Annotated in this window: 18 protein-coding genes and 1 pseudogene; 7 read left to right on the top strand and 12 right to left on the bottom strand. The window is 72.4% G+C overall.

Annotated elements, in window-relative coordinates:
- Positions 1–43 precede the first annotated feature (43 nt).
- Positions 44–745 (bottom strand): hypothetical protein, encoded by a 702-nt coding sequence (locus AB0O01_RS24510; protein WP_365316504.1) that lies wholly within the window; start codon positions 743–745, stop codon positions 44–46.
- A gap of 244 nt (positions 746–989) precedes the next feature.
- Here AB0O01_RS24510 and AB0O01_RS24505 point away from each other — a divergent pair, with 244 nt between their 5' ends.
- From AB0O01_RS24505 to AB0O01_RS24495, 3 genes are all read left to right on the top strand, one after another.
- Complete coding sequence (locus tag AB0O01_RS24505) at positions 990–2,120, top strand: histidine kinase (protein WP_365316502.1); 1,131 nt, start codon at positions 990–992, stop codon at positions 2,118–2,120.
- Positions 2,121–2,160: 40 nt separating this feature from the next.
- Positions 2,161–2,835 carry a response regulator transcription factor gene (locus AB0O01_RS24500; RefSeq protein WP_365316500.1) on the top strand — a complete coding sequence of 225 codons (675 nt, stop codon included), beginning with the start codon at positions 2,161–2,163 and terminating at the stop codon, positions 2,833–2,835.
- Between the two features lie 260 nt (positions 2,836–3,095).
- Positions 3,096–3,242: a hypothetical protein gene (locus AB0O01_RS24495; protein ID WP_365316498.1), complete on the top strand. Its 147-nt coding sequence runs from the start codon at positions 3,096–3,098 to the stop codon at positions 3,240–3,242.
- Between the two features lie 262 nt (positions 3,243–3,504).
- Here the strand turns inward: AB0O01_RS24495 and AB0O01_RS24490 are convergent, their stop codons facing one another.
- Positions 3,505–4,410 carry a hypothetical protein gene (locus AB0O01_RS24490; RefSeq protein ID WP_365316496.1) on the bottom strand — a complete coding sequence of 302 codons (906 nt, stop codon included), beginning with the start codon at positions 4,408–4,410 and terminating at the stop codon, positions 3,505–3,507.
- A 188-nt stretch (positions 4,411–4,598) separates the two neighbouring features.
- Positions 4,599–6,101, bottom strand: a complete 1,503-nt coding sequence (locus AB0O01_RS24485) for a pentapeptide repeat-containing protein (RefSeq protein ID WP_365316494.1) — start codon at positions 6,099–6,101, stop codon at positions 4,599–4,601.
- A 671-nt stretch (positions 6,102–6,772) separates the two neighbouring features.
- On the opposite strand from AB0O01_RS24485, the gene AB0O01_RS24480 reads away from it, so the two are divergent.
- From AB0O01_RS24480 to AB0O01_RS24470, 3 genes are all read left to right on the top strand, one after another.
- The gene (locus AB0O01_RS24480; protein WP_365316493.1) at positions 6,773–7,015 is read left to right on the top strand and encodes a hypothetical protein; all 243 of its coding nucleotides are present in this window, start codon (positions 6,773–6,775) and stop codon (positions 7,013–7,015) included.
- Positions 7,016–7,230: 215 nt separating this feature from the next.
- On the top strand, positions 7,231–8,631 hold the full coding sequence (locus tag AB0O01_RS24475; RefSeq protein WP_365316491.1) for an FAD-dependent oxidoreductase: 1,401 nt from the start codon (positions 7,231–7,233) through the stop codon (positions 8,629–8,631).
- A gap of 153 nt (positions 8,632–8,784) precedes the next feature.
- Positions 8,785–9,270 carry a helix-turn-helix domain-containing protein gene (locus tag AB0O01_RS24470; RefSeq protein ID WP_365316485.1) on the top strand — a complete coding sequence of 162 codons (486 nt, stop codon included), beginning with the start codon at positions 8,785–8,787 and terminating at the stop codon, positions 9,268–9,270.
- Positions 9,271–9,392: 122 nt separating this feature from the next.
- Here AB0O01_RS24470 and AB0O01_RS24465 read toward each other — a convergent pair whose 3' ends face one another.
- The 9 genes from AB0O01_RS24465 to AB0O01_RS24425 all read right to left on the bottom strand — a co-directional run bounded on the left by AB0O01_RS24465 (position 9,393) and on the right by AB0O01_RS24425 (position 23,463).
- Positions 9,393–10,976 carry an MFS transporter gene (locus AB0O01_RS24465; RefSeq protein ID WP_365316484.1) on the bottom strand — a complete coding sequence of 528 codons (1,584 nt, stop codon included), beginning with the start codon at positions 10,974–10,976 and terminating at the stop codon, positions 9,393–9,395.
- A gap of 237 nt (positions 10,977–11,213) precedes the next feature.
- Positions 11,214–12,614 carry a transaminase gene (locus AB0O01_RS24460; protein ID WP_365316482.1) on the bottom strand — a complete coding sequence of 467 codons (1,401 nt, stop codon included), beginning with the start codon at positions 12,612–12,614 and terminating at the stop codon, positions 11,214–11,216.
- A 5-nt stretch (positions 12,615–12,619) separates the two neighbouring features.
- A complete protein-coding gene (locus AB0O01_RS24455; RefSeq protein ID WP_365316481.1) occupies positions 12,620–14,446 on the bottom strand; it encodes a hydantoinase B/oxoprolinase family protein in 1,827 nt (608 codons plus the stop codon).
- Positions 14,443–16,680, bottom strand: coding sequence for a hydantoinase/oxoprolinase family protein (locus tag AB0O01_RS24450; RefSeq protein WP_365316479.1), 2,238 nt, complete (start codon positions 16,678–16,680; stop codon positions 14,443–14,445). Before AB0O01_RS24450 ends, AB0O01_RS24455 begins: the two co-directional genes overlap by 4 nt.
- A 2-nt stretch (positions 16,681–16,682) precedes the next feature.
- Complete coding sequence (locus AB0O01_RS24445; RefSeq protein WP_365316478.1) at positions 16,683–17,942, bottom strand: aminotransferase class V-fold PLP-dependent enzyme; 1,260 nt, start codon at positions 17,940–17,942, stop codon at positions 16,683–16,685.
- Positions 17,943–18,172: 230 nt separating this feature from the next.
- A complete protein-coding gene (locus AB0O01_RS24440) occupies positions 18,173–18,964 on the bottom strand; it encodes an SDR family oxidoreductase (RefSeq protein ID WP_365316477.1) in 792 nt (263 codons plus the stop codon).
- Positions 18,965–18,975: 11 nt separating this feature from the next.
- A complete protein-coding gene (locus tag AB0O01_RS24435; RefSeq protein ID WP_365316474.1) occupies positions 18,976–20,397 on the bottom strand; it encodes an MFS transporter in 1,422 nt (473 codons plus the stop codon).
- Positions 20,398–20,696: 299 nt separating this feature from the next.
- A complete protein-coding gene (locus AB0O01_RS24430; protein WP_365316472.1) occupies positions 20,697–21,851 on the bottom strand; it encodes an alpha/beta fold hydrolase in 1,155 nt (384 codons plus the stop codon).
- Positions 21,852–22,017: 166 nt separating this feature from the next.
- The gene (locus AB0O01_RS24425; RefSeq protein WP_365316470.1) at positions 22,018–23,463 is read right to left on the bottom strand and encodes an amidase; all 1,446 of its coding nucleotides are present in this window, start codon (positions 23,461–23,463) and stop codon (positions 22,018–22,020) included.
- A gap of 357 nt (positions 23,464–23,820) precedes the next feature.
- On the opposite strand from AB0O01_RS24425, the pseudogene AB0O01_RS24420 reads away from it, so the two are divergent.
- Positions 23,821–24,059 (top strand): annotated as a pseudogene (locus tag AB0O01_RS24420) (alpha/beta hydrolase); the annotation flags it as partial.

The raw sequence follows: 24,059 nt of genomic DNA, 5'->3' as shown, positions 1-24,059 counted from the left end.
AGGGCGACTCAGTGGGCCCGCCCGCCGTTGCCGGAAGGCTGACTCAGTAAGCCCGTCGGCGTCGGTAGTAGGCCACGGTGACCACCGCGAGGAGCGGCCCCCAGGCCAGCAGTGGCAGATAGCAGGCGGTCATCAGCCAGTAGTGGCCGCCCTCGGGGGATCCGGCGGCGCCCATGTTGTCCGCGTCGTTCCAGCTCAACGCGCCGGTCACCGTGATGAGGGTGACGAGGGCCGCGCCGAGCGAGGCGGGGATCACCGCGACCGGTACGGGAATGCGCCGACCGCCCAGGAACGGTACCCAGCCCGGTAGTTCCTCGCCCCAGCGGTGGATCAGGCCCAGGGTGAGCAGGCCGAGCACCTCGGCGAACAGACTGAGTCCGATCAGATAGGGGGACCCTTCGCCGGGGAAGTTCTCCGGGCCCAGGACCTCATCGGTGAATCCGGAGTCCCAGCCCAGGGCAACGGCGATACGCCACAGCCCGGACGGCACCAGGGTCAGTGCGGCGGCGTGTGCCACCAGGCGGATGGAGCGGGGGACCTGCGGTGCGGGCGGTCGGGTGGACGCGGGCGGGGTGTCAGTCATGGTGGCCCGCTCGTCCGGGCTGCGCGGAAGGGCGGGCTGCGGCAACCTCTCGGGGGCGGCGGTGGCGGCGGGGGTCGCTTGGGCTGCGGGGGCGGGTTCGGCCGCGTCCTGCCCGAAGCGGGCCGCGATGGTCGCCGTGACTCCGGACGTGAGGTCGCGCATGCGGAACTCCCTTGCTCTGGGGTGTGTCGGTGTCTGTGTCGGTGTCGCCTTGATCGGTGGACCGGCTTGCTCGGCTCGATCGGTGGATCGGTGGATTGCCTTGATCGGTGGATCGGCTCAAGCCTCACCGTCGGCGCCTCTGGATCCCATCCGCCGGTCGGCACAGAGATCGCGCGGTCGGCCGGTCGCTCTCCGCCGTTCGGCAGAGAGCCCCGCCGGATCGGTGCCCCGTACGCTGATCACCATGGGGGAACCGACCGGGCCCGCCGTCACGGTGCTGGGCGCTGTGCCGTTCATCGCGGCTGCTGGGACGCTGGTGTGGGCCGTCGCCCGCCGCCGTGCCGGGGTTCGTGGGCGGCTCGGCCGACTCGCCCGCCCCGCCGCTGTCTGCGCGGCCCTCTCCCTGATCACCGGCTTCGCCGTACCGACGGCCGGGGGCGATGGCGATGCCGGGGCCGGGGCCGGCTGGAAGCTGGCGGAGAGCGCCGTTCTCCTGCTTCTCCTGGCCGCCGTCACCCGCTGGTCGCCGCCGCGTGAACTCCTGGTGGTCGTCCCGCTGATCGCCCTCGCGGTGACCCTCTGGCCCCTGCCGCTGGTGACGGGGGAGTCCTTCCTGGAGGCCATCGGGATCGCCGCCTTCTGGCTGGTTCCCGTGATCGCGGCGGTGGCGGCCGGTGCCTACCCCCGCCGTCAGGAACTCCGGCGCCGGCGTGCGGTGGCCGAGACCCGCAGCGCCCTGCGCCTCCACCTCTCCCGCGACCTGCACGACTTCGTCGCACATGACATCAGCGGGATCGTCGTCCAGGCGCAGGCGGCCCGCTTCGTGGCCGCCACCGATCCCTCCCAGGCGGTGCTCGCCCTGGAACGCATTGAGAGGGCCGGTCTGAGCGCCCTGGCCGCGATGGACCGCACGGTGCAGATGCTGCACGGTCCGGAGGAGTCCACCACCACGCGCCCGCTGCCCGATGTATCCCAACTACCCTCCCTCGTAGCCGACTTCACCGCAGCAGGGGGCACCGAGGCACGTCTGGACCTGCCCCCTGAGGCCGCGCGGGCGCTCTCCCGCGCGGCGGGCGCCGCCGCGTACCGCATCGTCGTCGAGGCGCTGACCAACGTCCGCCGGCACGCCCCCGGCGCCGCCCGCGCCGACATCGTGTTCCGGGTCACGCCCACCACCGTGGAACTCCGGGTCACCAACGACCGCGGCACCCGCCCCGCCCCGGTCCGACGCCGTGCCGCTCGTGGCGGCCTCGGCCTCCCCGCCCTCACCGAGCACGCGCGAGCCCTCGGCGGCACCCTCTCGGCGGGCCCGCACGGCGACGGCGGCTGGCGGCTCACCGCCGCCCTGCCGGTCACACCCCCGGATGAGAACTGAACCGACACAGAACAGAACAGAACAGAACGGAAGAGGCAGCATGATGGCGCCGTCCACCCCGACCCGGATCCTCATCGCCGACGACCAGGACGACGTCCGCAGCGGCTTCCGTCTGATCCTCGGCTCCCAGCCCGACATGACGGTCGTCGGCGAGGCGGCGGACGGTCTCACCGCCCTTCGGCTCGCCCGCACCCTCGCCCCGGACCTCGTCCTCGCCGACATCCGCATGCCGGGCCTGGACGGCCTCGAACTCACCCGCCGCCTCTCCGGGCCCGGCGTACCCGACCCGATACGTGTCCTCGTCGTCACCACCTTCGACCACGACGACTACGTCGGCACGGCGCTGCGCGACGGCGCCTGCGGCTTCCTGCTCAAGCGCTCGGGGCCGGGGCTGCTGATCGAAGGGGTCAGAGCGGCGATGGCCGGGGATGTCCTCATCAGCCCCCAGATCACGGTCCGCCTGCTCCGGACCCTCGCGTCGGCTCCCGCAGCGGCGGCGCCCACCACCCTGTCCCCTCTCACCGCCCGGGAGGGGGAGATCGCCCGCCTGGTCGCCGAGGGGCTCACCAATGCCGAGATCGGCGGGAGGCTCTTCATCTCGGCGGGCACGGCCAAGACCCATATCGCGAACATCCAGGCGAAGCTGAGGGTCCGCAACCGGGTGGGGATCGCCGCCTGGGCCTGGGAGAACGGGCTGGGCGGCGACGGGGGCTGATGGTGGGGGGTGGGGAGTGGGGGGGAGTGGTGGGGCTGATGGTGGCGGCCTGCCGGGGGACTACCGGGCGGGTGCGTGCTCGGTCCCCTTGCCTTGCCGTCCTCACGACAGCCCGTGATGCTGGCCGGGTGCCAGGACAGAGCGGGCGAAGGCGGCGGCAGGAGAACGCGGGGCAGCGGCTTGCCGCTCTCGCGGCGCCGGACGCGGGACAGTGGACGGTCGTCGTTGAGACTCCGGACCGGACGGAGATGCTTACCCGGTTGCGCCGTCTTCAGGAAGCAGGGGTCGACGGGGCGATGATCCGGATCGACACGCTGTGCGGGCGCCTGGCGCTGCCGACCGTCTACCGGCTGAGCCACTTCGTGACGGCCCGCGCCCCCGCCCGGGAACCCGGACACGGGCACTGAGGTCATCGATCCGGTCGCAGGGCGGGGTGTGGGTGAGGGGGAGGGGGGGGAGGAGGGAGGGTGACGGATGCGGCGTGGTTGTCGCCGCCAGGCGGCCCTGAGCGAGGTCCGGTGGACGGCACCCCAGCGCCCAGCGGTCGCGCCCGGCCGGGTGGGCGATGTCTCCGCGCTGCCGGTGCTGCGCCGCCCCCCGTGCCGGGCGGGTGGTGGGGGAGGCCCGACCCCGTCCGCGGGAGGCGGCGTTGGCGTTGGTGCTGGTGGTTCAGTCCGTTCGTAGCAGGGTGTGCAGGGGGCGGGTGGCGGCCTGGGGTGCGGGGCGGGTGAGGTGCAGGGCTGTGTGGAAGTGGCCCTCGGTCTCCTTGCCTCGGGGGTCGTCGCCGGTCGCGGAGACCGCGGTGACGGCGTACCGCTGCTCGGCGTCGTCGGTGAAGCGTCGTTGGGGGTAGGTGCGGGAGGTGTCCTTCTCGGTGGTCATGCCCAGCCCCGCGAGTCCGTCGGCGATGTGCCGGTAGGAGCCGGTGCGCAGTACGAAGGCGGCGACCCAGGGCCGTTCGGGCATGTTCTGGAGCAGTGGCCGGAAGGTGCGGGGGGAGAGGAAGCTCGCCCCGCCCGTCACGGTGATCAGACGGGTGCCGCGGGTGGCCCGGTACAGGGCGGGGCTGGGCGTGGCGGTCTCCAGGTTCTCGGTGAACCCGTCGTCCAGGAGGCCGGCGGCACGGGCGTAGTCGACGGCCGGTGCGGAGATGTCGAGGCCGATGACGGGTACGGCGTCCGGCCGGCGGCGGGCCGCGTAGTAGGCGCGGTCCCGGTCGGCCAGTTCGGCGGTCGTCAGGTGGGCCGCCTGCGGGGTGGTGTAGTGCTCGAACAGTTCCTGGAGCGTCACATCGTGGTTGAGCAGGGCGGCGTTGATGCCGTAGGAGCAGCAGATGTCCAGGACCGTGGCTGTCGGCCCGCCCCCGGTGCCGCCCGTGTGGTGCCCGCGGGGCCGGGGGAAGCCGGTGAGGGGCAGGAGGCTGCGGAAGACGCTCTGTGCGTGGTGGGGCGTCTGGTACCCCAGTGCTCCCAGGGTGCGGAAGTAGGGCCTGGGGTCCGGCTGGTGGTAGATGTCGTCGAAGCGGGTCATCCCCACGGGTGTGCCCGGTACGTGGCCGTTGCGAGCGGTGGTCATCGGGGCCTCTCTGTCCGGTTGGAGCAGGCATAGCGCACCGCGCCTTCGGCGGGGAAGAACGCCTTCCACCGCCCGTACGGACTTCGGCCACGGGGCGCCCATCGGCCCCAGGAGAGCGAGCTGCGCGGAGGAGCCGGAACTGCGGGGTGCCGGGGCGAGGCCGGTGTAGACGGCGAGGCTGGGCTCGGTCAGCGCGGCGGCGTCCGTGCGGGTGGGTCGTCGTCGGATCCCACGACCCGGTCCTCCGGGTGTGAGGGCAGCCAGGTCGAGGGCAGGGTGACTGTTGCGGGAGCAGGAGTGCCGACAGCGCCGAGAAGCCCACTCGGAACTGGACCCGCCACACTCCCGAAGTGAACCGTGCTGCCGGAGAACACCGCGCCGCTGAAATCCACCGCGCCCCTGGAGAACTCCGCGCCGACGAAGTTCACCGCGCCGCCGGAGAACTCCGTGCCGACGAAGTGCACCGCGCCCCCGGCGAACACCGCCCTGCCGAAGTACACCGTGCCTCCGGCGAACACCGCGCTACCGAAGTGCACCGCGCTGCCGGAGCACACCGCTCTGCCGAAGTCGACCATGCCGCTGGAGAACTCCGCACCGCCGAAATGCACCACGCCGCCGGAGAACACCGCTCTGCCGAAGTCCACCATGCAGCCGGAGAACACCGCGCTGCTGAAATCCACCGCGCCGCCGGAGAACACCGCCCTGCTGAAGTCCACCGTTCCGCTGGAGAACTCCGCTCCGTTGAAGTCCGCCGTGCCGTCGGAGAACTCCGCACCGACGAAGTCCACCGCGCTGCCGGAGAACATCGTGCTGCCGAAGTTCACCGTGCCGCCGGAGAGCGTCACTCTGCCGAAGTCCACCGTTCCGCTGGAGAGCACCGCTCCGCTGAAGTGCACCGCGCCTCCGGAGAGGACCGCTCCGCCGAAGTCCACCGTGCCGTCGGAGAACATCACCCCGCTGAAGTCCACCGTTCCGCTGGAGAGCACCGCCCCGCTGAAGTTCACCGCGCTGCCGGAGAGCACCGTTCTGCTGAAGTCCACGGCGCCGCCGGAGAGCACCGCTCTGCTGAAGTCCACCGTGCCCCCGGAGAACACCGCGCCGGTGAAGTCCATGGGGCCGTCGATGGTGACGCCGGTGAGGTCGAGGTCGCAGCCCTGCCAGGAGCGGTGGGTCCCCCGTGGGCGTCGGTAGTGGTCGCCGATGAGGCGCATGATGGTGTGCCGGACCTTGCCGAAGGCCAGGTAGCGGTGGTGTTCCTCCCGGTGACTGGGGTCATTGCCGGGGTCGGGGGCGAAGGGGAGCTGGAGATAGGCGCACAGGACGTCGATGCAGGTCTGGCGCAGGCCCCGGTCGGGGGCGTCGTCGGCGAGGCCGGCCAGGGCGTGGACGCCGCCGAGGCGGACGGCCGGGGAGCCGGATCCGAGCTGCTCGACGGCGGCGGTGAAACGTTCGGTGTGCAGGCGGGTGGCCTCGCGGTGGGCTCCGGCCTCATCGACCCGCTGGCGGCGGTAGGCGACGACCAGGGCCACGAGCGCACCGGCCCCGGCGACCACGCCGAAGGAGAGCTTCACCAGGTCGAAGAGTGTCCTGGCATCAAGCTGCGCCGTACGGTCGATCTCCTGGACATCCAGCAGGAGCACCAGGCCGAAGAGAACGCCGCCCGCGACCAGCATCGCGGCGGCGAAGGTCACGGTCAGGGCCCTGCCGACCCGCCACAGCCGTAACTCCCGATCATCCAGGGGCGTCCGCAGGTGCGCGCCCGGTCGCTGCCTCCGGCTGACTCTCATGACGACCGAGACAGAACCTCGGGCCCCACGGTTGCAGCCGGATACGGGTCCGGCGCTGAAGCGCCCATTACGTGCCTGGATCAGGCCCAGGTCCGGGGAGAGGCGGTCGGCCGGGCGGCCGTGGGCCTGTGTACGGCGGCGTACTTACCGCTGATCACGAGGGGCAGGGGGCGCCGGTGGCGAGCGGAGACCGGCTGAGCGGAGACCGGCTGAGCGGAGACCGGGCGCGCGGAGACGGGATGAGCGGAGACCGGTCGGCCCAGCCGGAGCCGGGGCCCGCCCACCGCTCCGGGCGAAGCCCTCGGCGTGCAGCCAAAGAGCGGTGTCCCGGGCGGTGGAGGCGTATGGAGGACGCATGGCGACGATCGCATCCGATGGCCGAAACGATCGTTGCCGGGCGCGTGGAGGTGTACGTAGGGTGCGGTTGCGGTCGACCACCTCACCCTGACCCCCGGGAGCACCTCGGTGGAGGCATCCACTCAACTGGCCGACACGCTGCGGCGCCTCGGCGTGGTGAACTCGGCGCCGTGGTCCAGGTCCATCTAAGGGACAGCGGCGGGAGGATGGCGGATCTCGTGGCCCAGCTTCACCGGGAGCTGGGGGTGTCCGAGTACTGGGCCCGGCAGGTGTGCGGCGGAAGGAAAGTGCCCAGCCTTGAGTTCCTCCATGGTCTGGTCCGGTTCTTCCGGGTGGACGGGGGAGAGGCGTTCTTCACCGCCTCCGCCGACGAGGCCCTCGACGGGCCGCCTCATCCAGCTCGCGTTCCGGGCCTTCCCGCCCGGTATTCCCTTCTCCGGGATGCGCCCGGGCTGCGGTGACCGCTCCCTCTGCGCCACCGGCCTCACCATGAGCATCCGCTGGCGGGAGGCGCCCTCCGGACGACGTCGACGCCCCCTGGCCGCAGACGCCCCGCCACCACGGATCGGCCCCGAGGTCCGCGACCGGATCGACGCCATATCCCGGGCACTCCACCATCCCCGGACCCTCGACTCCGTACGCCGGAGGATGACCCGAACAGAGAGCGTGACCCGCCATGACTGATCTCTCCGCCCCCCGCAGACCCGCCGCCGTGGTCATCGGCGCGAGCGCGGCCGGGCTGTTCGCCGCCGCGGTTCTCGCCGAGTTCGCCGACGTCACACTCGTCGAACGGGACACCCTGCCGGACGGGCCCGAACCCCGCCGCGGAGTCCCCCAGGCCCGCCACGCCCACCTCGTGTGGAGCGGCGGCGTACGCGCCATCGACGACCTCCTGCCCGGCCTCGTCCAGGACGTCCTCGCCCGGGGCGGACGACTCGTCCACATCATGCGCGACATGGTCTCCCGCGCCCCCAACGAGGTGTGGTTCCGCCGCTTCACCAACACCCCTCACCGCATACTCCTGTGCTCCCGCGACCTCCTCGACGCCGCCCTGCGCGACCGGGTCCTCGCCGACAGGCGCATCACCCTGCTCCAGGACTCCACCGCCGTCGCGCTCGACGCCACCGCGCGCCGCGTCACCGGCATCCAGGTCCGTACCGGCGACGACCTGCTCCGCCTGCCCGCGGACCTGACCGTCGACGCCTCCGGCCGTGGCTCCCGGACCCCCCAATGGCTGGAGGATCTCGGACTGGGCAGCGTCACCGAACGCGAGGTCGACGCCGGTGTCACCTACGCCACCCGCCTCTTCCGAGCCCCGCACACCGGCACCGGCATCGCCTTCCCCATCGTCAATGTGCAGGCCAACCCCGCCAAAGCACCCGGCCGGGGCGGCATCATCCTCCCCGTCGAGAACAACCGCTGGATCGTCACCCTGTCCGGCACCCGCGGTGGCGAACCCACCAGCGACCCGGAAGCCTTCACCGGCTTCGCCCTCGGCCTGGACGACCCCGTCATCGGATCGCTGATCAAGAACGCCACCCCGCTCGGCGATGTCACCATCTCCCACGCCACCGCCAACCACCGCCGCTACTACGAGAACCTCACCCACTGGCCCGACGGCTACACCGTCCTCGGCGACGCCATCGCCTCCTACAACCCCGTCTACGGACACGGCCTGACCGTCGCATCCCAGGGCGCCCTCGCCCTCCGCGACATCCTCCGCTCCACCCACCTCACCACGCCCGGCACCGCCCGCCGACTCCAGCGCGCCGCCACCCGCCCCGTCGCCGCGGCTTGGGACCTCGCGGTCGGCCAGGACGCCTTCTACCCCGGAGCCACCAGCACTCCGCCCACCCGCATCGAGAGACTCCTCGCCCGATACCTCGACCGAGCCGTGGAAACCGGCGCCACCCACCCCCGCGCCCTCGCCGCCCTCCTCGACGTCATGAGCATGGAGAAGCCGGCCACCCGCCTCTTCTCACCGGACATGCTCATCCCCATGCTGCTCGGCCCCAGGAAGCCTCAACTCCGGTCGGCACCCCTGACCGACGAGGAACGCCGGGCCGCCGCACACTGACCCGGTTCCGTACCGCGTCTTCCGAGGCCACCTGGGCGGGGCGGGCCGCTACGGACTAGGGTGGCATGTCGGACAGCGGGAGCGGAGCTGTGACATCCCGTGCCGAATTCGCCCCCGGGGCGGGACAGTGGGCCGATGGGCCGGGAGAGTCGTATGGAGAAGAGTCCGGACACCGAGCTGCTCGGGTCCATCAGGACCGTGATCCGCCTGGCCCGCATCGTCCAGCAGGCGTGTGAGGAGGCCGGGCTCACCCTGGCCCAGTACCGCGCGCTGAACAGTGCCGTGGACGGCGGGCAGCGGGCGTACGAGCTGGCGCGCTACACGGCGGTGAGCCGCCCCGCGGTGTCGGCGCTCACCAATGGCATGGTGCGGGCCGGTCTGATCGAGCGCAGCGAGACGGCGGGGGACGGGCGGGGGGTGGTCTTCTCGATCACCCAGCACGGCGTCGACACCCTCCGGGGCGCGGAGGGTCTGCTGGTGCAGCGGATCAAGGACGTTCTCGGGGAGACCGGGGATGCCGTCGAGGCTTTCAGGGCGCTGCGCGTGGAGGAGATCGAGGCCGCGCTCGACATACAGGCCGAGAAGGACTTCGGCGGGGGCGGGCGGCGCGCCGGGGCCGGGCGGGCGAAGAACGGCTGATGCGTCACGGCCCGTCCAGGGCCGCCCGCCCGGGTGACCAAGCTGCGGAGTGCGTCAGTCGCCGGGCGGTCCGGCATCGGTGCCCAGATTCTCCGGCCCCCCCGGATCTTCGACGCCCGGTTCTACGGCCCCCGCTGCTCCGTGCCGCCGAGCCGCTCGGGGGACGTACCCTCTCCCGGCCCCTGGTCCCCTTGGCCCCGCTGGTCCCCCTGGTCCCCCTGGTCCCCCTCTGTCGTGGGCTCCTCCCGCTCGGTTCCGCGCATGGTGGTGCGCAGGGGGGTTTCCCGGAGGGCCAGGGAGGCGGCCAGACCGACCAGGGCGATCACCGCGGACACCAGGAAGACGACGGCGAGGGCGTCCTGGTACGCGGTCTGTGCCGCCTCCCGCAGGGCCGGGTCCGGTACGGGTCCGCCGCCCGGCTCCGCCGCCGCGGTGCCGGTGAGCCCGGCCACGCGGTGGGTGACCACGGCGCCGAGAAGGGACACGCCGATCGCGCCCGCGAGCGACCGGAAGAAGGTGACGGTGGCACCGGCGGCACCCACCCGGTCGGTGTCCACGGAGTTCTGCGCCACCAGGACGTAGTTCTGCATCACCGCCCCGATCCCCAGCCCGACCAGGACCGTCGCCGCGAGCAGCAACGGCAGCGGCAGGGGACCGGCACCGGTCACGGCGGGCAGGGCGAGCAGCGCCAGCCCGGTCACCAGCAGGGCGGAGCCGCCCACCAGGAACACCTTCCAGCGCCCCGAGCGGGTGATCAGGGTCCCCGAGCCCAGGGTGCCGGCGAGGGTGCCGAGCATCATCGGCATGCCCAGCAGTCCGGCGGTGGTCGGCGCGTACCCGAGGGCGAGCTGGAAGTACTGGCTCAGGAACAGGATCACCCCGAACATGACCACCCCGACGGAGACGCTCCCCAGCGCCACCAGCCGGGTGTTCCGGTCCCCGAGGACGGACCGGGCGATGACCGGTGCCGGGTGGTGACGCTCCACCCGGGCGGTGATCGCCCCGACGAGCACGGTGGCGCCCAGGAACACGGCCGTCTCCCGGGAGACCCAGGCGAACGCGTCGCCCGCGAACGTCACCCACAGCAGCGGCAGCGACGCGGTGACGGCGATCAGCGCCGCCCCCGTCCAGTCCGTCTCCGCCGTGCGGCGGGGGGTCTCGGGCAGCACCAGACGATGGTGCAGAAGGACCAGGCTGACCAGCGCGAACGGCAGGACGACCAGGAAGCACCAGCGCCAGCCGAGCCACTCGGTGTCCACGACGACCCCGCCGACGAGCGGGCCGCACACCGTTGCCCCGGCCATGACGGCGCCGACGTAACCGGAGTAGCGCCCCCTCTGCCGGGGTGGGACCAGGGTGGCGATGACGGCCTGACTGGTGGCCGTCAGACCGCCCATGGCGATGCCCTGGACCGCCCGCATCGCGATGAGCGGCTCCATCGACGGGGCGAGCGCCGCGCCCGCCGAACCGGTCACGAAGATCACGAGCGCGAGCTGGACCAGTGGCCGCTTGCGGTACCGGTCGGCCAGGCGCCCCCAGATCGGGGTGCTGACCGTCATGGTGAGCAGGGAGGCCGCCACCACCCAGGTGTACTGGGCCTGGCTGCCGCCGAGTTCGGCCAGGATCGCGGGCAGGGCGTTGGTCACGATCATCGTGCTGAGCACGGAGGAGAACAGCGCGAGCAGCAGTCCCGTGAGGATCCGCATGACCGTCCGATGGGAGATCGCGGGAGGAGCTGCCGCCGTCATGGCGTCCGGGCCGGGTGTTTCGGGTGATCCGGGTGATCCGGGTGATCCGGGTGATTCGGGTCTTTCGGAAGCGGAAGTGGATTCCGTAGGGGATTCCATAGGGGATTCCATGCCTTGCTCTGAGGTCGTGGGTGAGCCCTCCCGGGGTCCGTTCCGGGCCGGGACGGACCGCTGGGGCTGGGGAGCCGGGCGTGATCAGGCGACCAGGGCGCGCACCGCGGTGTCGAGCAGGGTCAGATGGGTCCGGACGTCGGCCTCGGAGGTCTGCGGGCACATCAGCGCCATGTTGTGGAAGGGGGTCAGCAGGACGCCCCGGTTGAGCAGGAAGAGATGCAGATAGTCCTCCAGTTCGGTGTCGGTCGCCCGCTGCGAGGCGGTGCCGTTCAGCGGTGCCGGTGCCATGAAGCGGTACTCGGCACGGGCGCCGAGGCGGGTCACCGACCAGGGCAGCCCGTGGGTGTGGATGATCCGCTCCACACCGGCCGTGTACCGGGTGGCGAGCGCGGACATGTGCGCGTGCGCGTCCGGGGTCAGTACCTCGGTGAGGGTGGCGCGGGCGGCGGCGAGGGAGAGCGCGTTGCCCGCGAGGGTGCCGCCGACACCGCCCGTGTCCACCAGGTCCAGGTCCGCCCTGGCCCACAGTTCCGCGGCGAGCGGTTCGCTCAGTCCGTACGCGCCGATCGGGATGCCGCCGCCGATCGCCTTGCCGACGGTCACGATGTCCGGTTCGAGCCCCCAGGCGCCGGTGCAGCCGCCGGGTCCGGCCGAGACGGTGTGGGTCTCGTCGTTGATGAGCAGCACACCGGCACGGCGGGTCAGTTCGCGGACGCCGTCGAGGTAGCCCGCCCCGGGCAGGACGATGCCCATGTTGGTGAGCGCCGGCTCCATCAGGAGCGCCGCGACATCCCCGTACGAGAGTTCCCGCTCCAGCGCTTCGAGGTCGTTGAACTCGACGACCCGGCTGGTCGTCGTGGGGTCGACGGGGGCGCCCACGTTGCCGGGCCGGGAGCGCGGGCCGTCCGGGCCGGTGACGACGAACGACTCGTCCACGCTGCCGTGGTAGCTGTAGCTGTTGACCAGGATCCTGGGGCGGCCGGTGAACGCGCGGGAGAGCCGCAGCGCCCAGCGGTTGGCGTCGGTCGCGGAGAGCGCGAAGCTCCAGCGGGACACCCCGAACCGGCGGGCCAGTTCCGCCGCGACGACCGCCGCGTCCTCGGTGGGCATCATCGTCGTCGCACCGCCGAGTTCGCCGTACCGGCGGGCTACCGCGGCGACGGTCGGTGCCGGGGAGTGCCCGGCCATCGCCCCGGTGTCGCCGAGGCAGAAGTCGATGAGTTCATGGCCGTCGAGGTCGACGACCGTCGCTCCGGAGGCCCGGCGCAGATGGAGCGGGAAGTCCGCCGCGCTCTTCGCCATCCAGGTCATCGGCACACCGCCGAGCAGATGGTCCGCCTTCGCATGGGCGGCACGGGAGCGGGGGTTGCGGTCCCGGTAGGTGCGGCGCTCCTCCGCGAGCAGGGCGGACAGGCGGGCGCGGTCCACCGGGTTCTCCGGGTTCTCCGGGTTCGCAGTCGTCATGTGATGTGCGTCGTTCATCTCGTTCACCTTGTCCGTGGGGGTACCTGGCCGTCGTCGTCGCCCGTCCGGTCGCGGAGCCGGGCGGTCTGCGCCGTGTCCACCGCTCCGGTGTCGTCCAGGGCCACCCGGTAGATCCGCCGGGCGCGGTCCGCGCTGATCCAGCCCTCGCGGACGTCCAGGGCCACCGCCCGGGGGTCGCGGGTCTCCGGCGGGCCGTATCCGCCGCCGCCGCTGGTGCGGGCGACCAGCCGCTCCCCCTCCGCCACCCGCACCGGGCCGCAGATGTCCAGATCGCTGAGGTGTCCGTCGCGGTGCCGCAGATGCTGGGCCGAGCGCGCGCCGGGCAGTCCGCCGCGGGCGCCGCTCATCGGATGGACGGACCCGTCGTTGGCGTACACCGCCTCCAGGTCGCCGCCGACCGGGCCGTACTCGACGGTGAGTCCGGGGGCGCCGCGCATCCGTCCCGCGCCCTCGGTGTCCTGGGCGAGCCTGCGTTCATGGATGACCAGCGGCTGCTTCAGCTCGTCGATCTCGACACTGTCGAGCAGCAGGGTGCCGCCGCTGCCGAGGTCGTCCATCGTCAGCCAGCCGTCGCTGAACGGGCCCGCCGCTCCCCCGTTGGTGCCGGTGAAGATCTGGTTGACGAACGGTTCGGCGCCGCCGCCGCGCCGGTCGACACCGGAGACGACCGCCTCCGACGGGGACATTCCGGTGCCGACCTCGGCCATGCCGATCCCGTCGCCGAGATCGGCGAAGGCGCGCTGCACGATGTTGCCGAGCCGGTTGGCGAGGTTGGTCGTCGCGACCGAGCAGCTCACCGGGTGCCGTGGAACGCCCACCACGCAGTTCTCCCGCAGTCGCACCCGCACCCGGCGGAAACTGCCCTGGTTGTGCGGAACCGTGTGGTCGATGCTGTTGAACACACCGATCAGCGCGGCCGTGCGGGAGGACGCCTCACTGAGGTTCAGCCCGCTGGGCACACAGTCGGGGTTGTCCCGCAGATCGACGTCGATCACGCCCCCGACGGGATCGACGCGGACCTTCGCGCCGATGGTGACGCCGTCCGGTACCCCGGGGAACGGGTCGTGCCGGGTCGTCACGGTCGTCTCGCCCGCCGGGAGCGCGGCGATGGCCGCCGCCATGCGGGACTCGCCGTAGTCGAGCCAGTCGTGGGCGAAGGAGTCGAGGGCGTCCCAGCCGACCTCCTCGGCGAGGCGCAGCAGCGACCGCTCCCCGATCCGGGCGCTGCCCAGGACGGCGAGATAGTCGCCGCGCCACTGGTGCGGGACGCGGATGCGCATCTCGCACATGCGCAGGATGTCCGTCCGGTCGGTGTAGTCCTCCTGGACGCGCACGACGGGGAAGATCAGCGCGCCCTCCTCGTAGACGTCCCGGGCACCGGCCATGTACGTCGTCGGTACGGAGTTGCCGCAGTCCGCCTGGTGGGCCTTGGCGAGCACGGTGAACCGGTGGACGCCCGCGTCGTCCACGACGGGCACCAGGATGGAGTGATCTGCGGCGTGGGTGTTGCCGTGATAGGGCGAGTTGTGGAGGAACGCGTCGCCCGCGCGCAGTTCGGGATGGAACTCCAGCAGGGAGCGGGCCTGGAGGTCGGGGCCGCCCATGACATGGATCGGCGGGCTCTGGCCGGTCATCAGCACCCCGCCGTCGGCGGTCAGCACACAGCAGGAGAAGTCCCGCGCGGTGTTGAGCACCCCTGAACGGCCGCTGCGGGCCAGTGTGTTGGACATTCGGCGGACGATCGCCTCGAACCGGTGGGCCAGGACGGCGAGCCGGGCCCCGTCCCGTACTCCGGCTCCGGCGCGCGGGGCGCTCTGCTCGGTGGTCATCCCGTCTCCTCCCGCCGGCCGGAGCCGGTCTGTTGTTCCGCGCCGGTCCGCTGTTCTGCGCCGGTCCGTTGACCCGCGCCGGGTGGCCGGTCCGCTCCCGTCCGCTCGGTGGCCTCCTTCGCCGGGTGGATGACCAGGGAACCGGAGTCGCTGATCACGCCCGTGCTGTCGTCGGCGACGACCACCGTGGTGAAGGGCGACTCGATGAGCACGGGGCCCCGCAGGACCTCGCCGGGGGCGATGCCCGCCAGGGGCCGTACCGGAACGGCGGTCATGCCCCGGCCGGGCACATGGGCCCGCCGCACCCCGGCCGGGGCGGCCTCCCCGGGCCGGGCGGTCAGCACGCCGGTACGGCCGGGCAGCGGCACCCGCGCCCTGGCGCCCCAGCCGACCACCTCGACCGGTGAACCCTCGTCCGTGATGCCGAGGATGCGCTGGTGGACGGCGTGGAAGTCGGCCTCGAAGTCCCGGACGGCGTCCGCCGTGGCGAAGGACCGGCCGCGCAGCGGCACCTCCAGTTCCCAGATCTGCTGCGGGTACCGCGCCTCCGCGAACAGGGTGACGGTCATCTCCGCCGGGTCCGCGCCCACATGTCCGGCGAACTCGCCGCACCGCACCAGCAGAGCGGCCAGCGCCGCGTTCACCCGGTCCGCCTCGAAGGCACTGGTCACCGCCGGGACCGTCGCCGTGTACACCGCCCGCAGATCGGACATCAGCGCCCCGGACGCGGCCAGCGCCGCGCCGACGGCCGGTACCACCAGGGTGCGGCAGCCCAGCCGCCGCGCGACCGCCGCCGCGTTGAGCCCGGCGGCGCCACCGCCGCCGACGAGGACCGCCCGGGACGGGTCGATGCCCTGCTGGAGGGTGATCTCCTCGATCGCCCGGACCATGTGCTCGGTGGTGAGTTCGAGTACGGCGTGGGCCGCGGCGACCGGTTCGACGCCCAGCGGCCGGGCGACATCGGTGGTGATCGCCGCGAGCGCCGCCGCCGGGTCGAGCACCATGGCACCGCTGGAGAAGGACGCCGGGTCCAGATACCCCAGGACGAGGGCGGCGTCGGTCACCGTGGCACGGGTGCCGCCGCGCCCGTAACAGGCCGGGCCGGGCACCGAACCCGCGCTCGCCGGGCCGACGTGCAGCAGGCCGCCGGGGTCCACCCAGGCGATGCTGCCGCCGCCCGCGCCGACGCTCTTGACGTCGATCGACGGCAGCCCGGTCATGTGTCCGGTGATCTCGCCGCCGACCCAGGCCGACCGGGTGGCGGGTATCTCGCCGTCGCGGACGAGGGTGACGTCGTAGGTGGTGCCCCCCGCGTCGGCGACGATCACCGTGCCCGCGCCGAGGTCCGCGGCGGCGTACGCGCGGCCCGCGACGGGGGCCATGGACGGCCCCGAGTTGATGGTCAGCACCGGCTTCTCGGTCGCGTCCCGGACATCCATCACCCCGCCGAGGGAGGTGACCATCAGGATCCGGCCGGTGAGCCCGGCGGCCCGCAGCCGCCCGGTCAGTCCCTCGGTGTACCGGGACATCAGCGGTTTGAGCGAGGCGTCGATCGCGGCGGACGAGGCCCGCCGGTACTCCCGCAGCGACGGGTTCAGCGCGTGGGAGAGGGTGTGGGGGACGCCGGGCAGCCGCTCGCGCAGCACCTCGGCGACCGCGAGTTCGTGCACGGGGTTCACCGTGGACCACAGCAGGCACACCGCCACGGCCTCGACCCCGGCGGCGGCCAGTCGGTCGCAGATCCGGCCGAGCCCGTCGTGGTCGAGCGGGCGCAGGATCTCCCCCGAGGCGGTGATGCGCTCCGGCACCTCGAAGGTGAGGGAGCGGGGCACATAGGGCTCGGGGAACGGCACGGTGAAGTCGAAGGGGTCCGGCCGTCCGCCCTCGCGCAGCAGGAGCACATCGGGGTGGCCCTCGGTGGTGAGGAACGCGGTCCGCGCGGTGGTGCCGGTGAGGACGGCGTTCAGCCCGCGGGTCGTGGCGTGGACGAACGTCCCGACACCGGCGAGGAACCGCTCCAGGGGCAGCCCGTCGGCCTCGGCCGCCCGGGTGAGGACCTCCAGGATGCCGCGTACCGGATCGTCCGGCACGGTCGGCGACTTGAACAGCCGCAGCTCGCCGTCCCGCTCGACGACGAGGTCGGTGAAGGTGCCGCCGATGTCGACGGACACCCGGGCCGCCGGGGGGAGAGGAGGGTGGTCGTACATGGTCGGTCTCCGCTTCTCGGTGCTCACGCTCAGAAGCCGTAACTGGACACGGGTTCGCGGGATGTTTCGGCGGCGGGCGTCGTCCCCTCCAGCGGGGGCGCGGACGCCGCGCACTCCTCCAGATCCCGCAGGAAGTCCGCGATCCGGCCGTCGTTGTGCGGCATGGGGACGACGACGAGGCTCACCGGCCCCGGCACGGCCCGCGCCGCGAACATCCAGCCCCGGCGGCGCAGTTGCCCGGCGGCGGGCCGCAGATCGAGGGTCCGGGAGTGGATGAGGGTCATATTGATCCGCGACCCCGGGTGGACATCGAGACCGGGCACCGCCCGCACCCCGGCCACGAGTTCGTCGCGCATCGCCATGGACTTCAGCGACACCGCCGTGTAGCCCGGTTCGCCGAGCAGCTTCGCCATCGCCCAGGCGCCCGCGATGGGCCCCGCGCCCCGGGTGCCGGACATGGTGCCGTTGGGCGGACAGATCTCCTTCGCGGACGCGAGCAGCGACGCGTCCCGGAAGAGCAGTGTTCCGGCGGGCGGCGGGGCCATGCCGTTCTTGTGGAGATCGGCGCTGATCGAGCAGACCCCGGGGACCCGGAAGTCCCAGTCGGGGAGGGCGGTGTCATAGCCGGAGCGCTCCAGGAACGGCAGGATGAAGCCGCCGAACGCCGCGTCGACATGCAGAAACAGCCCATGGCGCTCGGCGATCGCACCCATCTCCGCGATCGGGTCCACACTGCCGTACGCCCAGGTCCCGGCCGTCGCGATGAGGGCGATGGTGTCGGGGCGGACGGCGGCCTCGACGGCCCCCGGATCGACCTGGTCCAGCCGCCCCCGGGGGGCGGGCACCACGATGGGGTCGAGGTCGAACATCCGGCAGAGCTTGTGGAGCGAGTAGTGGCCGTTGTCCGGGAAGACCACACTTCCGCCACGGCGTCCGGCCCGCTGCTTCGCGGTGAGGATCGCGCACATGTTGGACTCGGAGCCGCCCGAGGTGATGAACCCGGCCGGCGCCGCGGCGCCCATCAGCCCGCCCAGCCACCCGACGACCTCCGCCTCCATCTCCCGCGCCCCGCCGCCGGTGATCCAGGTCTCGCCGTGCACGAAGCGGAGATACGCCCCGACCGACGCCTCGCGCACGGCGTCGCCCCAGGGGAGTTCGGGGGTGGTGACCAGATGGGGGCCCTCGTCGAAGAGGTTGCGGGGCATCTCCGGAAAGCGGGAGACCTCCTCCAGCCGCCGGAGTTCGGCTTCGAACCGGTGCGGGTCGACGCCGCTGGGGAATGCGCTCATGTCGTGTCCTCGTGCTCGCTCTCGAACGGGGGTGGGTGTCGGGTCCGGGGGTGATGTGCGCGCCGCTGGTGGCGCGGGGCGGGGGTGGCGCGGGGCGGGGGTGGCTGGTCGCTGGTCGTGGGGCGCCGGTCACGGGTCGTGGGGCGCGGGTCGCGGGGCGCCGGTCGTGGGGTGCGGGCCGTGGAGCGCGGGCGCCGGTCGGGGGTCGCGGGGCGGACGCCGCTGGCGGGCTACTGCGCGGTGAAGCCGCCGTCGACGGCGAGGCTGGCGCCGTACACGTACGACGAGGCGTCCGAGGCGAGATACACCACCGCCGGACTGATGTCGGCGACCTCGCCCACCCGGCCCGCCGGGGTCGTCGCCACGATCTCCTTCTCCAGCTCCGGGGTGATGAGCCCGGCGTTGATGGGGGTGTGCACATTGCCGGGGGCCACCGCGTTGACCCGGATTCCGGCCGGTGCCAGCTCGGTGGCGAGCGCCTTGACCATCAGTTCCACCGCGCCTTTGGAGGCGCAGTAGGCCGAGTCGTCGGGCGAGCCGACCCGGCCGGACATCGAGGAGACGAAGATGACGGAGGCGCCCCGGGTCAGATGGGGACGGGCGGCCCGGGTGAGCCGGAACGGCGCGCGGACATTGGTCGCCCACTGTCCGTCGAACATCTCGTCGGTGGTGTCCGTCAGCGATGCCTGGGTGTAGACGCCCGCCGAGTGCACCAGGATGTCGAGCCGCCCGAACCGCCCGACCGCCGCCTCGACGACCCGGCGCGGGGCGTCGTCCTCACGGAGATCGGCGGCGACGGTCAGATGCGCGGCTCCGCTCGCGGCGACCGCGGTCGCGGCGGCGGTCAGCCGGTCGGCGGAGCGGCCGACGAGGACGACATCGCAGCCTGCGGCACCGAGGGCCCGCGCGATCTCGGCGCCGATGCCCGAACTCGCGCCCGTGACGACGGCTGTCCTGCCGTGCAGGCCGAACGGGTGGGGCGGCGTGGTCGGTGCCCCCGCGGGGTGCGAAGACGAAGACATGGCCAGTCCTTTCAGAGGTGTACGGGGTCGGGGTCGGGGTCGGGGTCGGGGTCGGGCTCCCCGGCCGCCGCCGCGATGTCGTGCCGCAGATGGGCGCGGCCACGGAGGAAGAGGAGCCCGGCGGCGAAGGCCGAGAAGGCCACGGCGCAGGTGATCGCGGTCCGGGGTCCGAACGAGTCGGAGAGGAATCCGGCGAAGACGGAGCCGAAGAAGCCGCCCATCAGGAAGGTGAAGACGGGCAGGAACGCGAACGCCTGGGCCCGCAGCCGGTGCGGTGAGACCGCCGCGACCAGCGGACCGACACACACCAGGGCGATGCCCACGCACATCGAGGCCAGGACGTAGGCGGTGAGCATCAGCCAGGCGGGCCCCAGCCAGATCCCGCCGCAGATGATGACGCCGTACCCGAGGATCGAACCGCCGGCGATGACCACGGTCGTCTCCGGCGTCCGCCGGAACACCCGGTCGAAGAAGTGGCCGCCGATCACCATGGCGCCGATCACGGGCACCTGGGTGAGGGAGAAGATCACTCCGCGCTCGAAGGCGTCGAAGTGGTACGCGTCGCCCAGCAGCAGGGACATCTGGACCGGCACGGTGAACAGGGCCAGCCCGAGGGCACCGATGCCCAGGCACATGGAGAGGAACGTCCTGACCCGCATCATCTGCCGGAAGCCGTGGAGGATCCCGACGGGGTGCTCCTCCCACGCCGGACCGGTTCCGGATGTGGTTCCGTCGCGGCGCGGTTCCTTCAGGAAGACGGCCGCGGCGATGGCCAGCAGCGCGTACGGCACGGCCAGTCCGATGTACGCCCAGCGCCAGGATTCGTCGCCGTCGCCCGCGAGACCGGCCAGCGATCCGGCGAGCGCGGGTCCGACGGCCTGGCCGATCGGGGTGGCCGTCGCGTGCAGGGAGTAGATCCGGCCGCGTCCCTCGACGGGGTAGGCGTCGGCGATCAGCGAGCCGAAGACCGGGTTGGAGTAGGCCGCGGCCAGGCCGGTGAAGGCGTAGGCGGCGAAGAGGTGCCAGACGTTCTGGGCGAGCCCGGCGCCGATCAGGGACAGGGTTCCCACGACGGCCGAGATCACGACGAGGTGCTTGCGGTTGACCCGGCCGGCCAGCCAGGCCATGGGTATCCCGCCCAGGACCAGGGCGACTCCGGTGAACCCGGCGGTGGCGACGAACGCGGCGTCGGAGATGCCGAAGGTGTCGCGGATGTCCGGGGCGAGGGTGCCGGTCGCCTCCCGGCTGAGCTGTTCCATCACGACGAGGGGCACGGCCAGCAGACAGATGCTCCACCCGCCGCGCCGGAGCGTGTCGCGCAGTCTCATTCCGACGGGGTCGACGGCGCCGGGGGCGACCGAGCCGGGGCCCGCGGGCGGTCGGGGCGCGGGCGGGGCGCCGGGGGCGGCGACCCGGGGAAGGGGTTCGGACATGGGCGTACTCCCTGAAGGGTCCCTGGACGGGGGGAAGAAGTGAGGGGGGACGCGGGGAGTGGGGGGCGCCTTCCCGGCGGAGGGGAAGGGCACAGAGCGCAGGCCCTGGAAGCCGGAAGCCGGAAGCCGGAAGCCAGAAGCCGGAAATCGGAAGCCGGAGTCGCAGTCGGCGGTGGGCCCTGGTGCCGAGGGCGGACCCTGGGGTCGGGGATGGACCCTGGGGTCGGGGGGCGGGGCCGGAGCGGAGGACGGGCCCCGGAGCGGAGGAACGGAGGACGGGCCCCGGAGCGGGGCGGGGCCTAGAGCCGCCCGTCCAGCCAGTCGAAGGTGAACTCGGCGGCGGTGGCGGTCCCGCCGTTCTGGCAGTGCAACTGCGCGGTGCTGTCCTCGTCGAACAGCATGAACTCCTTGGGGCAGGTCAGCGCGTCGTACAACAACTCCGCCTGACCCGTGGAGAACCGCTCCTCCGCCCCGTCCATCACCAGGGTCTCGCACTCGATCCCGGCCGCGACATCGGTGAGGTCGCAGGCGTCGAACGCCTCGAAGAGTTCGTACGGTGTCGTGGTCCCGTGCTTCCACCCGGAGTCACGCAGGAACCACTCCGCGAGCGGCATCTTGGAGCCCAGCGAGGCGACGGCCCCGTTGAACACCTCGGGCCCGCCCGCCAGCGCGTCGCCGAGCGCGTCGGGGAGCCCGGACCGGATGGCGTCCCCCCAGTGCAGTACGCCCGGGTTGGCGACGCACACCTTGAGTCTCTTCTCGAAGGCGGCGGCGCGGGGCGCGAGATAGCCGCCGAAGCTCAGCCCCATCAGCCCGATACGGTCCGGGTCCACTCCGTCGAAGGTGACGGCGGTGTCCACGATCGGTGTGACGACCTTCTCCCAGTCGTAGCGGAACGGCAGCTCGTTGAGCCGCAGGGTCAGTCCCTGGCCGGGGCACTGCACGGACAGGCAGTGGTAGCCGCGCCGGATGGCACCGTCGTAGACCCAGCGGGTGTCCTCCGGCCAGGCGTCCCGGCCCTGGAAGAAGATCAGCAGCGGCGCGGGACCCTTGGCCACCGGACTGCGGTAGAGGTACGAGTAGAGGAAGCTGCCCTCGTACGGGATGCGCACGGGCTCCCCGGGATACCCCGACAGCGCGAGATAGCGGTCGTAGCAGTCGTAGGCGCTGATGGCGTTGGCGCGGACCCGGGGGTCCTCAGGGTGGCTGAAGTGCATCAGGGAGGCCCGCCAGTAGGTGGCGGCGCGGAGATAGGCGTCGCCGGCGGAGACGTTCCGGCCGCGCTTCTCGGCGGCTTCGGCGCGCTGCTGGAGGGTGTCGGCGCGTTCGCCCCACGCCTGGACCCAGCTCTCCTCGTCGTCGACGCGTATGCGCCGGGCGACCTCCAGGCATTCGCCCAGATCCGACATGCCGAAGAACATCATGCTGAGCTGATGCTTGATCTGGTCGTCCATGACTTCGCTGTCGATGAACTGGTGGGAGGTCCACCGGGGTCCGGCAATCAAAGGGTTCGGCCATGCGTCGGCAGGGAGGGACACAGTGTTTCTCCTTTTGTCGTGCGGGGTCCGTCCGGGCGTACCCGTGGGCGATGTCGCCGCGAGGTCCGGACGAAGGGCCGGACTATCGGGGATTCAGCACGGGCGGGATGCGCCCGGCCCAGGGGCGGGCGGCTTCCAATTGCGCGGCCAGGCGGTACAGCAGCCCCTCGTTGCCATAGGGGCCGACGAAATGGGTTCCCACCGGGACACCGGCGGAATTCCAGAAAAGGGGCACGGACATCGCGGGCTGCCCGGTGACATTGATGAGCACCGTGAACGGCAGAAAGGCGGCGGAGGCACGCAGTCCGCGGGTCGGGTCCTCCGGCGTCGAGGTGAAGGAGCCGAGCGGCGGCGCGGGCGCCCCCGCGGTGGGTGTCAGCCAGACGTCGTACGGCTCCTGAAAGGCGGCGAGCCCGTCGCACAGCGTCTGGAGTTCGGCGAGGGCGTCGAAGTACGCCCCCAGTCCGGTGGTCCCGGACCGGCCGTTCTGGATCATCGCCCAGGTGCCGGCCTCGAAGTCCTCCTCACGGGCCGTCCGGCCGAGGGTCCGCTCCATCCGCGCCACGTCCCAGGCGAGCCCGGCCGACGACACCGCGCTGAACGCGCTCCCGAACCTCCCGGCGTCCAGTGCGGGGGTGCCCTCCTCGACCTGGTGCCCGAGGTCCTCGCAGAGGCGGGCCGCGTCCTCGACCGCCGCGAGACAGTCGGGATGGAGCGGCGAGCCGGTGGGTGAGCGGCGGCTGAAGACGATCCGCAGCCGCCCCGGATCGCGTCCGGTCTCCGCCAGATACGGCCGCTCGGGCCGCGGCGCCCGGTACGGGTCCCCGGGCAGGGGCCCTGCGGTGGCGTCGAGCAGGGCGGCGCAGTCCCGCACGCTCAGGGTCACCGCGTGCTCGCTGAGCACGGCGATCCGGGGGGAGAGCCCGGCCGCGCGGCGGGCCGAGGAGATCCGCAGCCGGGTCGGCTTCATCCCGAACACCCCGCAGTTCCCGGCCGGGACCCGGATGGATCCCCCGCTGTCGCTGGCGTTGGCCATGGGCACCATCCGCGCGGCGACGGCCGCCGCCGCGCCGCCGCTCGACCCGCCCGCCGACAGCGCGGTGTCCCAGGGGTTGCGGGTGGGCCCGTGCAGTTCGGGTTCGGTGGTGGGCAGGAGTCCGAACTCGGGCAGATTCGTCTTGCCGCAGATCACGAGACCGGCAGCCTTGTAGCGGCGGGTGAGTTCACCGTCCTCGGCGGGCACGTAATCCGCGAGGAATCTGCTCGCGGAGGTCATCGGCGCCCCGGCGTATCCCACTCCGCCGCCGTCCTTCAGCAGAAAGGGAACTCCGGTGAAAGGCCCTTCGGGTAGCGCTCCGGAGGCGGTCGAACGCGCTTGGTCATACATGGTGTGAATGACGGCGTTAATCGCTGGATTGGTCCGGTCAATGCGCTCGATGGCGGCTTCCAGCAGATCCTTCGGCGATACCTGCCCGGTACGGATCAACTCTGCCTGACCCAGCGCGTCGAACTCGGATGGATCGCTCATAGGGCGGTCACTTCCCCCCTACCCGAAAGTAGTTAAATCCTTTAACCATGCCGGGAGCATGCCTTGCCGCCGGGCGATCCCGCAAGGGGTTGGGTGGGGAATCTTCGATCTACGAGGCCGCCCCCGGAAGGAGTCCGCGCGCGAGCCCGGCGAGCCCGGCGGTGCCGCGGCCCGGCACCTGCACAACTAGGTTGTGCACAACTCAATCGTGTGCTCTACTTACATCCGTCGGCAGGGAAACGGGCCCCAGGCCCCGAACCCCGGGCCCCGAACCCCAGGGCCCAAACCCCCACCGGCACCCACGACTTCGCCCCGCCCCACCCCGCCCACTCCACCGCACCTATGAGGAGCCCCGCCATGAACGCCAAGCCCACCACCACCCGCCGTGTCCGTCTCGCCCTGGCCGCCGCCACCGCCCTCGCCTCCGCCGCCCTCCTCACCCCCACCGCCGCCAGCGCCCTCACCGACCACACCGCGTCCCCCGGCGGTACCAGGCCCACCGTCGTCCTCGTCCACGGCGCCTGGGCCGACGGCTCCGGCTGGAACCAGGTCACCCAGCGCCTCCAGCGCGACGGCTACCGCGTCATCGCCCCCGC

The organism is Streptomyces sp. NPDC093252 (assembly GCF_040683675.1).
GTDB lineage: Bacteria > Actinomycetota > Actinomycetes > Streptomycetales > Streptomycetaceae > Streptomyces.
This window is presented reverse-complemented; position numbering and strand designations above follow the sequence as displayed.

Coding starts and splice junctions, on each gene's coding strand:
- AB0O01_RS24430 (WP_365316472.1), bottom strand. CDS start 21,851: ATGGACGACCAGATCAAGCATCAGCTCAGCATGATGTTCTTCGGCATG.
- AB0O01_RS24490 (WP_365316496.1), bottom strand. CDS start 4,410: ATGACCACCGCTCGCAACGGCCACGTACCGGGCACACCCGTGGGGATG.
- AB0O01_RS24455 (WP_365316481.1), bottom strand. CDS start 14,446: ATGACCACCGAGCAGAGCGCCCCGCGCGCCGGAGCCGGAGTACGGGAC.
- AB0O01_RS24470 (WP_365316485.1), top strand. CDS start 8,785: ATGGAGAAGAGTCCGGACACCGAGCTGCTCGGGTCCATCAGGACCGTG.
- AB0O01_RS24465 (WP_365316484.1), bottom strand. CDS start 10,976: ATGCGGATCCTCACGGGACTGCTGCTCGCGCTGTTCTCCTCCGTGCTC.
- AB0O01_RS24500 (WP_365316500.1), top strand. CDS start 2,161: ATGATGGCGCCGTCCACCCCGACCCGGATCCTCATCGCCGACGACCAG.
- AB0O01_RS24425 (WP_365316470.1), bottom strand. CDS start 23,463: ATGAGCGATCCATCCGAGTTCGACGCGCTGGGTCAGGCAGAGTTGATC.
- AB0O01_RS24445 (WP_365316478.1), bottom strand. CDS start 17,942: ATGAGCGCATTCCCCAGCGGCGTCGACCCGCACCGGTTCGAAGCCGAA.
- AB0O01_RS24475 (WP_365316491.1), top strand. CDS start 7,231: ATGACTGATCTCTCCGCCCCCCGCAGACCCGCCGCCGTGGTCATCGGC.
- AB0O01_RS24510 (WP_365316504.1), bottom strand. CDS start 745: ATGCGCGACCTCACGTCCGGAGTCACGGCGACCATCGCGGCCCGCTTC.
- AB0O01_RS24435 (WP_365316474.1), bottom strand. CDS start 20,397: ATGTCCGAACCCCTTCCCCGGGTCGCCGCCCCCGGCGCCCCGCCCGCG.
- AB0O01_RS24505 (WP_365316502.1), top strand. CDS start 990: ATGGGGGAACCGACCGGGCCCGCCGTCACGGTGCTGGGCGCTGTGCCG.
- AB0O01_RS24440 (WP_365316477.1), bottom strand. CDS start 18,964: ATGTCTTCGTCTTCGCACCCCGCGGGGGCACCGACCACGCCGCCCCAC.
- AB0O01_RS24460 (WP_365316482.1), bottom strand. CDS start 12,614: ATGAACGACGCACATCACATGACGACTGCGAACCCGGAGAACCCGGAG.